General features: G+C 44.9%; 13 protein-coding genes. 10 read left to right on the forward strand and 3 right to left on the reverse strand.

Annotated features, from left to right (window positions below; genetic code table 11):
• Window positions 1-87: 87 nt before the first annotated feature.
• Window positions 88-2,010 (reverse strand): squalene--hopene cyclase, encoded by a 1,923-nt coding sequence (shc, locus tag RMZ95_RS29240; RefSeq protein WP_322684223.1) that lies wholly within the window; start codon window positions 2,008-2,010, stop codon window positions 88-90.
• A gap of 124 nt (window positions 2,011-2,134) precedes the next feature.
• Here shc and RMZ95_RS29245 point away from each other — a divergent pair, with 124 nt between their 5' ends.
• The 3 genes from RMZ95_RS29245 to RMZ95_RS29255 all read left to right on the forward strand — a co-directional run bounded on the left by RMZ95_RS29245 (window position 2,135) and on the right by RMZ95_RS29255 (window position 4,464).
• Entirely contained in the window at window positions 2,135-3,370 is a 1,236-nt protein-coding gene (locus RMZ95_RS29245) for a glycosyltransferase (protein ID WP_322684224.1), read from the forward strand.
• Between the two features lie 81 nt (window positions 3,371-3,451).
• Complete coding sequence (locus RMZ95_RS29250; RefSeq protein WP_322684225.1) at window positions 3,452-3,688, forward strand: hypothetical protein; 237 nt, start codon at window positions 3,452-3,454, stop codon at window positions 3,686-3,688.
• Window positions 3,685-4,464 carry a nucleotidyl transferase AbiEii/AbiGii toxin family protein gene (locus tag RMZ95_RS29255; RefSeq protein ID WP_322684226.1) on the forward strand — a complete coding sequence of 260 codons (780 nt, stop codon included), beginning with the start codon at window positions 3,685-3,687 and terminating at the stop codon, window positions 4,462-4,464. Before RMZ95_RS29250 ends, RMZ95_RS29255 begins: the two co-directional genes overlap by 4 nt.
• 59 nt (window positions 4,465-4,523) lie before the next feature.
• Here the strand turns inward: RMZ95_RS29255 and RMZ95_RS29260 are convergent, their stop codons facing one another.
• On the reverse strand, window positions 4,524-4,874 hold the full coding sequence (locus RMZ95_RS29260) for an ArsR/SmtB family transcription factor (RefSeq protein WP_322684227.1): 351 nt from the start codon (window positions 4,872-4,874) through the stop codon (window positions 4,524-4,526).
• Window positions 4,875-4,954: 80 nt separating this feature from the next.
• On the opposite strand from RMZ95_RS29260, the gene trxA reads away from it, so the two are divergent.
• The 6 genes from trxA to RMZ95_RS29290 all read left to right on the forward strand — a co-directional run bounded on the left by trxA (window position 4,955) and on the right by RMZ95_RS29290 (window position 10,597).
• On the forward strand, window positions 4,955-5,278 hold the full coding sequence (gene trxA / locus RMZ95_RS29265) for a thioredoxin (RefSeq protein ID WP_292829099.1): 324 nt from the start codon (window positions 4,955-4,957) through the stop codon (window positions 5,276-5,278).
• 225 nt (window positions 5,279-5,503) lie between these two features.
• Window positions 5,504-6,298 carry an SDR family NAD(P)-dependent oxidoreductase gene (locus RMZ95_RS29270; protein WP_322684228.1) on the forward strand — a complete coding sequence of 265 codons (795 nt, stop codon included), beginning with the start codon at window positions 5,504-5,506 and terminating at the stop codon, window positions 6,296-6,298.
• A 104-nt stretch (window positions 6,299-6,402) separates the two neighbouring features.
• The gene (locus RMZ95_RS29275) at window positions 6,403-7,515 is read left to right on the forward strand and encodes an alkene reductase (protein WP_322684229.1); all 1,113 of its coding nucleotides are present in this window, start codon (window positions 6,403-6,405) and stop codon (window positions 7,513-7,515) included.
• A gap of 214 nt (window positions 7,516-7,729) precedes the next feature.
• Entirely contained in the window at window positions 7,730-8,161 is a 432-nt protein-coding gene (locus RMZ95_RS29280) for a YybH family protein (RefSeq protein ID WP_322684230.1), read from the forward strand.
• Window positions 8,162-8,259: 98 nt separating this feature from the next.
• A complete protein-coding gene (locus RMZ95_RS29285; protein WP_322684231.1) occupies window positions 8,260-8,925 on the forward strand; it encodes a nitroreductase family protein in 666 nt (221 codons plus the stop codon).
• 382 nt (window positions 8,926-9,307) lie between these two features.
• Entirely contained in the window at window positions 9,308-10,597 is a 1,290-nt protein-coding gene (locus tag RMZ95_RS29290) for an MFS transporter (RefSeq protein WP_322684232.1), read from the forward strand.
• A gap of 14 nt (window positions 10,598-10,611) precedes the next feature.
• Here the strand turns inward: RMZ95_RS29290 and RMZ95_RS29295 are convergent, their stop codons facing one another.
• On the reverse strand, window positions 10,612-11,505 hold the full coding sequence (locus RMZ95_RS29295) for a phosphorylase (RefSeq protein WP_322684269.1): 894 nt from the start codon (window positions 11,503-11,505) through the stop codon (window positions 10,612-10,614).
• A gap of 460 nt (window positions 11,506-11,965) precedes the next feature.
• Between RMZ95_RS29295 and RMZ95_RS29300 the strand changes: the two genes are divergently transcribed.
• The gene (locus RMZ95_RS29300; protein WP_322684233.1) at window positions 11,966-13,222 is read left to right on the forward strand and encodes an HhoA/HhoB/HtrA family serine endopeptidase; all 1,257 of its coding nucleotides are present in this window, start codon (window positions 11,966-11,968) and stop codon (window positions 13,220-13,222) included.
• Window positions 13,223-14,104 lie beyond the last annotated feature (882 nt).

Raw genomic sequence — 14,104 nt, forward strand, 5'->3', positions numbered from 1 at the left:
ATTGCTGTTTACGCTGCTTGATTGAATTAAAAATGGATAAAGTCGAGCTAAGGTAGCATAGGCGTGCTACCTTACTAAAAACGAATGTTAACCTTCTTTGATCGCAATCGCTGCTTGATAGCGACCTAGTGCGATTAAAGGAAAGTATTGTTGATACAGATGATACTTGAGATAAAAATGGCAAGGGAAACCAGTACCTGTAAAGTCTGCCTCAAACCAAGTACCATCTGGCTTTTGAGTTGCCACCAAATATCCAATTCCCCGCTCGATCGCATCAAGAGCTAATTTACCTGTTGCTTCACCTGCTGCTATCAACCCAATTAAAGCCCAAGCAGTTTGAGATGCAGTACTATTTCCTTTGCCTTTGAGACTGGGATCGTTGTAACTACGGCAAGTCTCGCCCCAACCACCATCTGGGTTTTGACATCCAACTAACCAAGCTGCTCCCCGTTCTATACTGAGTTTGTGTCTTTGAGGATCGATTAACGCCAAAGCTGACAAAACGCCACTGGTGCCGTAAATATAATTTACACCCCAACGACCAAACCAACAGCCTTCGGTTTCTTGTTCGCGCAAAAGATAAGTAAGCGATCGCTCCAAATTATCACTATCAATTGACAAATCACAAGCACCCAGCATTTCTAGTACCCTAGCGGTAACATCTGCGGTGTTTGGATCGATCATCGCTTTCAAATCGCCATAAGGGATGGAATTAAGCCAATCTTGGTCATTATCCAAATCAAAAGCAGCCCAACCGCCTGGTTTACATTGCATAGATGCAATCCAGTTTAAGGCACGAGCGATCGCAGCCTGCTTGATTTTTTCATTCGGGAGTTTCGCCAAATGTAGTGCCATCACCACCACCGCCGAGTCGTCTACATCGGGATAAAAGCGATTCTCAAACTCAAAAGCCCAAGCCCCTGGTTTTCCTTGGCGATTTTTGACAGCCCAATCTCCGTAATCTAAAATTTGTTTTTGCAACAACCATTCGCCAGCTTTTACCACGACAGGATGATCTGGTGCAAAGCCAGATTCTATCAAAGCACGCATCGCCCAAGCTGTATCCCAGACGGGTGAAACACAAGGCTGAACTCGATAACTATCCTCTGTTTCAATGGCAAAGTTATCAATTGCTTGCAAACCTCGTTCCACAATCGGGTCGTTTGTGTCATAATCCAGACACCGCAAAGCCAGCATGGAATTCAACATCGCTGGAATAATTCCGCCCCAGTCACCTGTAGCTTCTTGGCGCTCTAAAATCCATTTTTCGGCGGCTTTGATGCCTTCTTCACGAAAGGGTACTAAATTCAGGCTTTCTGCCAACTTAAAACCTTTATCGAGAGTGAGGAATAAATCCGTCCAATCGCCACTTTCAGGTAATTCCCACTGGACTCGATCGATACCTTCAGCGTATAGCTCATCTAGGTTGATAGCTGAGTCGGTGAGATAAACAGGTTTGCGATCGCATACAATCAGTAATGGTACTGTACTAGAACGTGCCCAGCTAGACATCTCGTAGATATTGACAGGGAAAGCTTTTGGCAACAGCATTATCCAAGGTGGTAGTGAGGGAATACCGCGCCAGTTGTAGCAGCCAATCAAGGCTAGGTGCAACTTGGTAAAAATCCGAGTTTTGCCGATCCCACCCCGTTGAAGAATAAAAGCTTGCGCCCGAATCATCGCCGGATCGGTTGCTGGTACACCTAGCAATCTTAGAGCCATGTAGGCTTCAACCGAAGTGCTAAGTTCTCCGCCATCACCGTAGTAAAGTTCCCAGCCGCCATGCTCTCGTTGCTGTTGACGCAAATATGTTTCAACTTTGTGTAAAGGTCTGGTTTGGTCTGTTCCCCAAATTTTATGCAGGAGGACGACTTCAGCAGTGATGGTGACATTAGACTCCAACTCTGCCCACCAGTAACCTGCGGGATTTTGAATTGAAAGCAGATATTCTTGGCTAGCTGCGATCGCATCTGCAACTTTATTGACTTTTACCCTGTCTTGTGTTTGCATGAAAAACTATTTAACCTCAACACCCAACACTAGATATGAACGCGGTCTTACAGCAAAAAAATTTTTTTTCCTCTATCAATAGACATAGTATTCTGTCTGAGTCACTGATAATTTGCAATAGGTCATGGATGTAATTGTATTAGGATTGATGCTCTTATCGTTGACAATTTGGTTAGTATTACTGGGTTTTTGGGGACAGTTTTGGCGAACAGATCAGCAATTAGAGTTTACAGAAACTCAGCTAGAATCGTTACCTGTGGTTTGTGCGGTCGTTCCAGCGCGTAACGAAGCTGAGTTAATACCAACTAGTTTGCGATCGCTCCTACTCCAAGATTATCCTGGTTCTTTCAACGTGTTTTTGGTAGACGATCGCAGCACAGACCGGACAGCAAACTTTGCCGAAGGAGTTGCACACGCTGTTGGGAAACCTCAGCAATTGCATATTATTTCTGGCGCCTCACTACCTCCTGGTTGGTCGGGTAAACTTTGGGCAGTTGAGCAAGGTATAAAAAGTGCGAGTTTATTAGCACCTGACTATTTTTTGCTGACTGACGCAGATATCGAACACGATCCTGGTAATCTCCGCCGACTCGTGAAGAAAGCTGTGCAGGAAGATTTAGACTTGGTTTCGGTAATGGTGCGACTCAGGTGTGAGAGCTTTTGGGAAAAACTTTTGATTCCAGCTTTCGTCTTTTTCTTCCAAAAACTCTATCCTTTTCGCTGGGTGAATAATCCCAACAATCCCACAGCCGCCGCCGCCGGGGGATCTATTTTGATTCGTAGAGAAGCTTTAGAGCGAATCGGGGGAATTCAAGTGATTCGTCAAGCTTTAATTGACGATTGCGCCCTGGCTAAAGCTGTTAAGAAGAGTGGGGGACAAGGGGACAAGGGGACAAGGGGACAAGGGGACAGGAAGATTAACTCAATGCCCAGTCAAGGTCGTATCTGGCTGGGATTGAGTGGCTTGACTCGAAGCTTGCGCCCTTATGACTCGCTAGCGACGATTTGGGATATGGTTGCTCGTACTGCCTATACCCAACTGAATTATTCTCCATTAATATTATTGGGAACTTTGGTGGGAATGCCTCTGATTTATTTAACCCCACCTGTATGTGTGATTCTCGGTGCAGTTTCGAGTAATTGGGCGATCGCACTTACAGGTATATTAGGATGGCTATTAATGACTTTCGCTTACTACCCGACAATCCGCTTTTATAAATGTTCTGTCTGGTTCGCTTTTAGTTTACCTGCGATCGCTTTTCTCTATACTTTAATGACTCTAGACTCAGCACTCCGTCATTGGCAAGGGCGCGGCGGCGCTTGGAAAGGAAGAGTTTATCCCAGTTCGGATAATTTATAGCTAAAATAAAATTGAGATTAGAAAATTCGGTAGTGCTAATCTAAAGTTAAAGTAAGCCTAAAGTGGTTGATTAAAAGAACTATGACAACCGCAACACCAACAATTAATCCTGTTACTGTCCCCAAAAAGCTGCCTTTTCTGGAGTCGATTTGTTGGCAGACTGCCGATGTGTATCGGTTTACTTCAGAACAAATGCTGAGTCGCTACGAGCGTGGTTGGCAATATCGCAATCTATTTAACAATCTTGAAGGCGAAGAACTCAATTTTCTTCAGGAACTTGCCAGACGCTATAAATCCTGGTTGCAAGTTTGTTTATGACCTTCAGGTTAGAACACCATAATCAAATTCTCACAGTTCTTGAATCCTTAGATTCGGACATACTTAAGAAGGGTTCTGCTTACTTTGGTGGCGGAACCCTTCTTGCATTTGAGTTTGAAGAATATCGTTGGAGTAAGGACGTTGATTTTATCGCTTCTGTTGGTACAGAAGGCTACAAATACCTACGGGAAGTGGTATTTGAGGGTGGGCATGAAGCATTATTTCGAGATTTAAGTAAAATCCAAGTTGGACGTAGTACAACTGACCAATATGGAATTCGGATGATCGTTTTTGTGGATGATGTGCCGATTAAAACGGAAATTATTGCCGAAACTCGTTTTCAACTAGACCCACCAAGATATCCAAAGTGGTCAGTCGTTCCTTGCTTAAGCTTCAATGACTGTTTTACCTCTAAGCTGCTGTCAAATTCTGACCGTTACGCCGATGATAGCGTAGAGGCAAGAGATTTAATCGATTTAGCTGTTCTCAGGCTGCGATCGCCAATACCTCAAGTATCAATTGAGAAGGCTGAAAAAGCTTATCAGGTTATGCGCCCTTTGAAAAGAGCGATCGCACTTTTTCAAGGAAGACCAGATTACAGGGAAAAATGCTTTCTTGGTCTGCAAGTCGATCGACCTCAGATACCCAAAATTATCGACGGTATTGATTTGCTATCTACAGATTTAGGTTTATCCCACACTCCAAGGACTTTTCGAGAACAACATGATATCTTGGCTGATTTAGAAACACAAATTGAAAAACGAGCAGATTCTTAAACAAATAGCGATCGCCCAATGCCCAATGCCCCATGCCCCATGCCCAATGCCCCATGCCCCTAAATCCTTGAAGCTGTTTGTTTAGAACTGGCGGGTTCAACAGGTAATGGTTGAGCAGCTTTCAATACCACATCCAATAACCCTGGAAACAGCATCTCTAAATCTTCACGCCGCAGGATGTTAATATGCTGTGTCCCTTCTTTGCGTGTCAAGACTATCCCCGACTCCCGCAAAATCTTAAAGTGGTTGGACATAGTTGATTTGGCGATCGCAAAATCAAACTTCGCACAGCATTGTTCCCCCTCACTCGCTAACAGCCGCACAATCTCTAGCCGCACCGGATCGCCCAATGCATACAACACGCCTGGTAAAGAAATATTTTTTCTATCTGGATGATAAAGGAATCTCATAGTTGCATTATCTCATCAGGTGGCATATATTTTTATTATTCGATATTATCGAATTATAGAATTAAGTAGGAAGGCAATTTATGTCATCCATTACAAACGTCACAGAAGCCACATTCAAGCAAGAAGTCTTGGAAAGTGAAATTCCGGTATTAGTAGACTTTTGGGCACCGTGGTGCGGCCCTTGCCGGATGGTGGGCCCAGTCGTCGATGAAGTTGCTGTTGAATACGAAGGACAGGTGAAATTTGTGAAGTTGAACACAGATCAAAATCCTACTGTCGCTAGCCACTATGGAATTCGCAGCATTCCGACATTGATGGTTTTTAAAGGAGGTCGCCAGGTTGATACTGTCGTCGGGGCGGTTCCAAAAACTACCTTGAATAAGACCTTAGCACAGCATCTTTAATTTAAGTTAAGGGGATTAGGGACTGGGGACTGGGGACTGGGGACTGAGGATTGGGGAGAGACTTGTTGAATATTCTTTGTCCCCCTTCCTTGTTCTTCTAAAGTTCTGAGCGCCGACTTCCGGCGCTTAGACCTTTGTGCTTGTCCCCCTCGCATTCTCCCCTGTCCCCAGTACCCAATCCCCAATCCCAGATCATTTTGTTTCAAATAACGGGGAAAGAGCGAAATGGACTTGAAATTGCATGGTAAATCTGCACTGGTCAGTGGCTCAACCGCAGGTATTGGTTTGGCCATCGCTCTTGGGCTAGCTCAAGAGGGTGCATCAGTAATTGTCAACGGTCGGTCTGAAGAACGAGTAGCTCAAGCGATCGCTAAAATTAAGCATTCTACACCCGACGCAAAAGTTTCTGGTGTTGTTGCTGACACAGCCACTGCATCAGGGATAGAGAAACTCATTCAAGAGGTTCCTCACGTTGATATACTCATAAACAATGTGGGTATTTATGAGGTAAAAAGCTTCTTTGATATTACTGATGAAGACTGGTTAAAGATATTTGAGGTTAACGTTCTCAGTGGAGTTCGTTTGAGTCGGCAATATCTGCAAAAGCAGCTAGAGCAAAACTGGGGGCGGATAATTTTTATCTCCAGCGAATCTGCTATTCAGATCCCAGTGGAAATGATTCACTACGGCACAACTAAGACGGCACAACTTGCCATTGCCAGAGGTTTAGCCGAAATGACTGTGGGGACTGGAGTTACAGTAAACTCTGTCCTCCCAGGGCCAACTCGTTCCGAAGGAGTTGAAGATTTTATCACCAACCTGGCACAGGAACGCGGTATTACTCGCGCTGACGTTGAGGCGGAGTTTTTTCAAAATGTGCGTCCAAGTTCCTTAATCAAACGCTTTGCAACTAATGAAGAAGTAGCAGCGATCGTAGTTTACCTTTCTAGTCCCGTAGCATCGGCAACTAATGGTGCAGCTTTGCGGGTAGATGGTGGCGTTATTCGATCGATTGTTTAGTGTGTGGGATTAGGGACTGGGGACTGGGGAATGGGGACTGGGGAAGAGTTACCAATGCCCAATGCCCAATGTCCAATGACTAAAATAATTTGGAGATATAACCAATGACTACTGAGATCGACTTATTCTCTCCTTACCAATTAGGAAATCTGGAATTACCTAACCGGATAGTGATGGCACCCTTAACCCGAAACCGGGCAGGTGAAGAAAACGTACCACACCAATTAAATGCTACTTACTACGTCCAACGTGCTTCCGCCGGACTGATTATTTCTGAAGCAACACAGGTAACTCCTGAAGGACAAGGCTATCCCGCGACACCAGGAATTCATTCACCAGAACAGGTGGAGGGATGGAAGTTAGTAACCGATGCCGTACATCAGCACGGCGGCAGAATTTTTCTGCAACTATGGCACGTAGGCAGGATTTCTCACCCTGATTTACAACCGAATGGAGTTTTACCTGTGGCACCTTCTGCTATTGCTCCTAAAGGTGATGCCTCAACTTATGAGGGGCCAAAACCCTTTGTTACTCCCCGTGCTTTAGAAACTTCGGAAATACCCCAGATAGTTGAACAGTACCGTCAGGGAGCCGCAAATGCCTTAGCAGCTGGGTTTGATGGAGTAGAAATTCATGCAGCTAATGGTTATTTAATAGATCAGTTTCTCCGGGATGGCACGAATCAACGCACAGATAAATACGGGGGTTCGATTGAGAATCGCGCCCGATTTCTGTTAGAAGTGACAGAGGCGGTAACTAGTGTGTGGGATTCTAATCGAGTTGGGGTGCGTTTCTCTCCCAGTGGGACTTTTAACGATATGCATGACTCCAATCCCCTGGAGACATTTGGTTATGCGGCTCAAGCCTTGAACCAGTTTAATTTGGCATATCTGCATATTTATGAAGCAACAGAAGCAGACATCAGACATGCCGGGATAATTGTACCCACTAGCCATATACGCGATCGCTTTACAGGTACACTGATCGTCAATGGTGGTTATACCCGTGAAAAAGGCGATGCAGTACTGGCAAATAAAGCAGCAGATTTAGTTGCCTTTGGCACATTATTTATATCAAATCCCGATTTACCCCGACGCTTGGCTTTGAATGCACCACTAAATGAACCAAATCAAGCAAGCTTTTATGGCGGCGGTGAAGAAGGATATACAGACTATCCATTTTGGTCGCCTGCTAACGAGCAGATGGTCAATGCCTAATTCCAATTCGTAATTCGTAATTAAGAAAGTCAGGTAGGGTCAGGGTTTCGGGGTTTGAATCTGTTGCCAGATTTTAGAGAATTGGTATAATTCTTCTCATCTAAATAATTAAAACCCACTTTCTGCACTCTAAAGTATCAAATCAAACTGAGGATTTTTAGATTTTTCCCAGATACAACATCAGTAAAATGATTGTAAAAATTGGTTGTGAACTATGAAAGATACTTTAGATGCAGCAAAAATCAAAGAACGCGTTAACGATTGGCTAGCTGCGTTTAGTCCAGGCAACAAATCCTTTGATTTTTCTCTTTTAGACAATCTCTACTGGCAAGATGAACAATTCCTCGCCTTCGATACCCTCTCACCCCAGACCACTCGAATTCAAGGATGGCAATCCTACGAGGAAATATGGAAGCCGTTCATGACAGCAATAACCCAGTGGCAAGTTAAATCAGTTGGGGATATTCAGATATTTCCAGGTGATAACATTACCGTCTCTGCTTTGATCTTCCACAGTACAGCAACCACCATAGGGAATGAGGCGGTTGGAATTACGGCTCATGCGACACTTGTATGGGAAAAGCGAGAGGGACAATGGCGCATTATCCACGAGCATATCTCTAACCCAGTTAACATTGCCAATTAGAGAGGAACATATTTGGATTGTCCTGCTCTTTAGAGCTTTTAATCACTTGAGATATAAAATCCGAAACCCTCTTATAATCCAACTATCAGGAGAATATCATGAGTTCCATCATCCAAACCCAACCTTTAGATGTACCCAGTGCGATCGCTCAACGTCGTTCTATCAAAACTTTTAAAACAGACCCCATCGCCCCAGAACTGCTCAAGCAACTGGTAGAGTTAACCGTGGCTGCACCCAGCAGCTATAATCTCCAGGACTGGCAAATTATTCTTGTGCAAGATGAAGCGCAAAAGGCAGCACTGTCAGCAGCATCTTTTAATCAACAGCAAATTGTTCAAGCACCTGTAACCTTCGTTTTTGCCGCCGATCCTAACGCAGGCGAAAAAAACTTGGCCCCAATTATAGAGCAAGGACTGGAAACTGGGGCATGGAATGAAGGCACAGTAAACTACTTTAAAACCGCCGTTCCGCAATTTCAAGCAACGCTAGGCGAGAAGCGACGCGAATATGCGATCAAAGATGCGATCATTGCCGCTACCCATTTGGTGCTAGCGGCAGAAAGTCTAGGATTGTCCACTTGTTTTATGAACGGTTGGATTGAGGATCGAGTAAAACAAGTGATTGGTGCAGGAGATAATCCAGATTTAGCGATCGCTGTTTTAGTTCCTGTGGGTTATGCAGCCGAACCACGCTTAAATCCAGGTCGTTTGCCATTCTCTTCTAACGTGTCTGTAGACAGAATTGGCAACCCTTATGCAGGGTAGTTCTCTCTAAATTGGCAATGGAAAATGGGGAATAGAGAATGAGTCTTTGATACTCGCCGACGAGTGTTTGATACTCATGAATGAGTCTTTTATACTCGCCGACGAGTCTTTGATACTCGCCGACGAGTGTTTGATACTCATGAATGAGTCTTTAATACTCGCCGACGAGTCTTTTATACTCGCCAACGAGTCTTTTATACTCGCCAACGAGTCTTTTATACTCGTGAATGAGTCTTTTATACTCGCCGACGAGTCTTTTATACTCGTGAATGAGTCTTTTATACTCGCCGACGAGTCTTTGATACTCGTGAATGAGTCTTTGAACTCCACTCCCCTGCTCCCCTGCCCCCTGCTCCCTGCTCCCCACTCCCCCCTCCAAACCATGTCCTTACCCTCCTTCCTAGCGCGTCGTTCGTTCCACTATGCTTGGATCGTCGCGGGTTTAACATTCCTAGCCTTGCTGGTGGCAGCCGGAATCCGCTCTGCTCCTGGAGTTTTTATAGTGCCTCTCGAACAAGAGTTTGGCTGGAGTAGAGCGACTATATCTTTGGCAATCTCCATTAACTTAGTACTTTACGGATTAATTGGCCCTTTTGCTGCCACAGTTATGGAGCGAATCGGCATTCGTCGGATGATGGTATTCTCACTTGCCATCATCGCGCTTGGTGTCGGTTTAACCACTTTGATGTCAGCTTCTTGGCAACTAGTTTTGCTGTGGGGTGTAGTTGTCGGTTCTGGTAGCGGAGTTATTGCCCTGGTTTTGGGTGCTATTGTCGTCAATCGCTGGTTTTTGGAAAAGCGGGGTCTAGTTCTGGGCATCTTAACCGCCAGTACAGCTACGGGGCAACTAGTGTTTCTGCCGATGTTGGCCTCAGTAGCCGATCGCTTTGGCTGGCGAACTGCGGCTCTGGCTCTGACTGGTGCAGCACTTCTAATTATTCCAGCGATCGCAGTCTTTATGCGCGATCGCCCGGCAGATGTTGGTTTGCGAGCCTTTGGCGACAACAGCGAAACTGTAGAAGTGTTACAGCCTAGAGCAAATTCCATTGCCTCCACCCTTAACGCCCTTTGGCTGGGAATGCGTAATCGAGACTTCTGGCTGTTATTCGGTAGCTTTTTTATCTGTGGCGCAAGTACAAATGGGTTAATTGGAACTCATCTAATTCCTGCTTGTATTGACCACAGTATCCCTGAAGTCAATGCTGCTGGGCTTTTGGCAATTATGGGACTATTCGATTTTTTTGGAACTACTATGTCCGGTTGGCTATCTGACCGTTGGAATAATCGCTACTTATTGTTTTGGTACTACGGACTGCGGGGTTTATCTTTGATTTTCTTGCCCTTCAGTTTCAACTTTTCCTTCTATGGACTTTCCATTTTTGCCGTCTTCTATGGACTTGATTGGATTGCCACCGTACCACCAACAGTCCGTCTTGTTGCCAACGCCTTCGGTAAAGAAAATGTCGGCGTGATGTTCGGTTGGATTGTCGCCGGACACCAGGTTGGTGCAGCGACAGCTGCATTCGGAGCCGGAGTCTTGAGAACTTGGACGGGTAGTTATTTACAAGCGTTTATTTTATCAGGCGTTCTCTGTCTGATTGCCGCAGTTTGTGTACTGCAAATTGGTCAAACTCCCACTAAGGATAATTATCTCGTAGAAAAGAATTCGTAGAGTGTGCGTAAGTATTAGGATACAGCAACATTTTTGAGGATAGTCATCGGCCCTTGGGTTTTGAGAATCTCCATTTCTGCTGCGTTTCGCACCAGCAGCGCACCAGCGAATCCTAATGAATTCACAGAGATAGATTGGAAATGCTCTTGCGATCGCGGTACGATTAACATCCATTCTCGTGTCGCTAACAAATTGTAAGCACCAGATTGCTTGTCATCTAAACCGACAGCGTGACGCAAAGTGTGATAAAGTTCCAATGTTGCTTGACCCCCTGCCAATGGCGATCGCACCCAATTAGAATTTAATGGTGCGAAAGCGTGTACAAAAGGAAGTTTTGCTGAAGGTGGGTTCGATTGAAATTGTGCTGATGTTAGTAAAGTTTCAATCGGTATTTGCAACCCTGAAGGGGCAAGTGGTAGAGGTACTAATTGTAAGTGCTTGTGTCGCTGACTAGCACCTGCGGTTTTGCTACTGTTGTAAAATGCTAAACCATCGAAATCAGCCAAACACGCCCACATAGCCGTAAAATCTTCCAGGGTGAGTAAGCTTTCTTGTTCCTCGAAACCACGGGTGATGATTAGCAGATGATAATCTACAACATTGAATTTATTTAAAATACATACATGGGTATCGGAGATATCCGCCACAAATAAATCCTCTTCGTAGGGCAAAAAAGGATTAAACTCTACACCAGAAGTAACAGATTGTTTTCCCTGTTTATCCTTCGCTGCTTTTTTGCGATTCAGGTTAGACAAAATCCGTACCAAAAAGCGCACGCCATCCTGTTCAACAAATTCAAATTCTGTTGGAATCGAGAGTAGCGCCCCGCATTGCAAAGCATATTCAGTTCGTTCTTTAACACTTGTCCATAAAGTGTCAGGTTTAAGTAAAATTTTCCCCTGTGCCATTTTCATTCCTTCAGGCATGATCAAGAGTGCTGAGTTCTGAGTGCTGAGTTCTGAGTTTAAAAACCGCCCACAAGGGGCCTTGCTCAAACCCAAGTACATAAATACTGAGTAATTCTTCATTTAACGTGAGTTCGATGAACCTCTCCCGGACAACCTCACTCTCCCACGGGGAAAGGGAGGAGCAACGAGAAATTAGGGTTTTGGCTCCCCTCTCCGACACGGAGAGGGCTTGTCTCACATTAATTTACTCAGCACGCGCTAAACGCCCCGCTTCCGCTAACAGCACTCAGCACTGAGATTGGTAAAGAGTACGCAGCGATGTAGGTCTCTACGAATGACTATATTCCAATACGGTTCAATAAAATACCAAAGCTTTCACAACAACGCAATACCTTTGCAACAAAACTGTCATAAATCATATCTACATTAGTAATACATCTAAATATCCTTCCAGACAGCAATGCAAAACGAATCTCGCGACAGAGAACACCCATCAAATAGCATTTTACATAACACTGCTGATGCCAAATATTATCAACCCTGGCGAAAAGCTGCCGCCTCTCTATCGCTGGTGCTGCTGGGATCGGGGATGACATTGGCAGGCGGTTATATAGCTGGACACTCTCAGCAGGTGTCTGAAAATGCATCTAATTTGGCAGTAAGTCGAGTAAATGCTGCTCCTCCAATACCAGCAGGCACAGATCCTAACTTTGTTACCCAGGTGGTGCAAAAGGTAGGGCCTGCTGTAGTGCGAATTGACTCTTCCCGAACCGTAAAAACCCAGTTACCAGATGAATTTAACGATCCACTCTTCCAACGCTTTTTTGGTTCTCAAATACCGCAACAACAGGATCGCGTAGAACGGGGTACAGGTTCAGGTTTTATTATTAGTGCCGATGGTCGTATTCTTACCAACGCTCACGTAGTTGATGGTGCTGATACCGTAACAGTAACACTCAAGGATGGGCGTAGCTTTAAAGGAAAAGTGTTAGGAAAAGACGAGTTGACCGATGTTGCTGTTGTGAAGATTCAGGCAGATAATCTTCCGTTAGTAGCCTTGGGTAACTCAGATCAACTACAACCCGGAGAATGGGCGATCGCGATCGGCAATCCCCTTGGGTTAGATAATACAGTAACTACCGGAATCATTAGTGCCACCGGACGCAGTAGCAATCTCATCGGCGCTCCCGATAAGCGAGTAGAGTATATTCAAACCGACGCTGCAATTAATCCCGGTAACTCCGGCGGGCCTTTGCTAAATTCTCGCGGTCAGGTAATTGCCATGAATACTGCCATTATTCAAGGGGCACAAGGATTAGGCTTTGCTATTCCTATCAACACAGCACAACACATTTCCAGTCAACTAATAGCTACAGGTAAAGTACAACATCCTTACTTGGGAATTCAGATGGTGGGGTTAACACCTCAGCTAAAACAAAATATCAACTCAGATCCTAACAGCGGTTTGAGTGTGAATGAAGATAAAGGTGTATTGGTTGTAAAAGTTGTACCAAATTCACCAGCCGCTAAAGCAGGGATACGTGCTGGTGATGTGATTCAAACCCTTGGAGGTCAAGCAGTCACAGATGCCAGCAGTGTCCAAAAGGCAGTAGAAAATAGCCAAGTCGGCAGCGATTTACGTATGGAATTACGTCGCAATGGGCAGAATCTTAACATAGCTGTGCAACCTGGTGCTTTCCCCACCCAAGTGCAATAAAAGGCGTTGCAGAACAGAGGGATGAATTTAGGCAGGCAGGGGAGGCAGGGGGTGCTGGCGTTGCAGGGGGGGAGATTTTATAACTTGCGAAATCATCCCGCAATTATGCAACGCCCAATAAAAGTTTTGCGATCGTTTTCTATCAATTGAATATAACAACAGCCAAAAAGGTTAGGACATTAACAGATGATAAAATTTAGACACAAAAAGGCTTTTCACCCAGTCCCCAGTCCCTTGCTATAAAAGTGAATTTTCTGGGATAGGTATTTTACCCGTCCCTTTTTTTCAGGTGGCAAAATTGAATTGCAGTAACCGTATTGCCGTCAGATAGGCACTGCCCCAAATATCAAAATCGGAGTTTTCAGTATTAATAGTTCTACCTTGTAAAAATCGTTTTATTCAATAGCCAGTCATCTTTACAATTTTTATCCATGACATTAGTCACGATTCAAAAGTTAACGTGAGTTCGACAAGCCTTTTTTTGACCTCTCCCCCAACCCCTCTCCGACACGGAGAGGGGAGCCAAAACCCTAATTTCTCGTTGCTCCTCCCTTTCCCTGTGGGAGAGGGAGGTTGTCCGGGAGAGGTTCATCGAACTCACGTTTAGTTTAGTTAGTGTTTAAAAATCCCCTTTAGAATATTTGTAATATGATGTCCGGGTAATTACAGCAATTTTCAGGTAAATGAACCACAAATAGACCTCTCTCCTCGTAGGAGAGAGGCTTTGATTTTCTCCCCTTCCCTTGTAGGGAAGGGGCTGGGGGTTAGGTCTGATAATTGTGGTCTAAATACATGAAAACTGCTGTAACCATAATAACCGGAACCCCACCCCGCAAAAGCTGCGCTTTAGCTCCCCTCCCCGCAAGCGGGGAGGGGTTGGGG

Source organism: Nostoc sp. DedQUE07, assembly GCF_034530975.2.
GTDB lineage: Bacteria > Cyanobacteriota > Cyanobacteriia > Cyanobacteriales > Nostocaceae > Nostoc.

Excerpts from the sequence above, each read along its gene's own strand:
- shc (WP_322684223.1), bottom strand. The coding sequence starts at position 2,010 with ATGCAAACACAAGACAGGGTAAAAGTCAATAAAGTTGCAGATGCGATC.
- RMZ95_RS29245 (WP_322684224.1), top strand. The coding sequence starts at position 2,135 with ATGGATGTAATTGTATTAGGATTGATGCTCTTATCGTTGACAATTTGG.
- RMZ95_RS29250 (WP_322684225.1), top strand. The coding sequence starts at position 3,452 with ATGACAACCGCAACACCAACAATTAATCCTGTTACTGTCCCCAAAAAG.
- RMZ95_RS29255 (WP_322684226.1), top strand. The coding sequence starts at position 3,685 with ATGACCTTCAGGTTAGAACACCATAATCAAATTCTCACAGTTCTTGAA.
- RMZ95_RS29260 (WP_322684227.1), bottom strand. The coding sequence starts at position 4,874 with ATGAGATTCCTTTATCATCCAGATAGAAAAAATATTTCTTTACCAGGC.
- trxA (WP_292829099.1), top strand. The coding sequence starts at position 4,955 with ATGTCATCCATTACAAACGTCACAGAAGCCACATTCAAGCAAGAAGTC.
- RMZ95_RS29270 (WP_322684228.1), top strand. The coding sequence starts at position 5,504 with ATGGACTTGAAATTGCATGGTAAATCTGCACTGGTCAGTGGCTCAACC.
- RMZ95_RS29275 (WP_322684229.1), top strand. The coding sequence starts at position 6,403 with ATGACTACTGAGATCGACTTATTCTCTCCTTACCAATTAGGAAATCTG.
- RMZ95_RS29280 (WP_322684230.1), top strand. The coding sequence starts at position 7,730 with ATGAAAGATACTTTAGATGCAGCAAAAATCAAAGAACGCGTTAACGAT.
- RMZ95_RS29285 (WP_322684231.1), top strand. The coding sequence starts at position 8,260 with ATGAGTTCCATCATCCAAACCCAACCTTTAGATGTACCCAGTGCGATC.
- RMZ95_RS29290 (WP_322684232.1), top strand. The coding sequence starts at position 9,308 with ATGTCCTTACCCTCCTTCCTAGCGCGTCGTTCGTTCCACTATGCTTGG.
- RMZ95_RS29295 (WP_322684269.1), bottom strand. The coding sequence starts at position 11,505 with ATGGCACAGGGGAAAATTTTACTTAAACCTGACACTTTATGGACAAGT.
- RMZ95_RS29300 (WP_322684233.1), top strand. The coding sequence starts at position 11,966 with ATGCAAAACGAATCTCGCGACAGAGAACACCCATCAAATAGCATTTTA.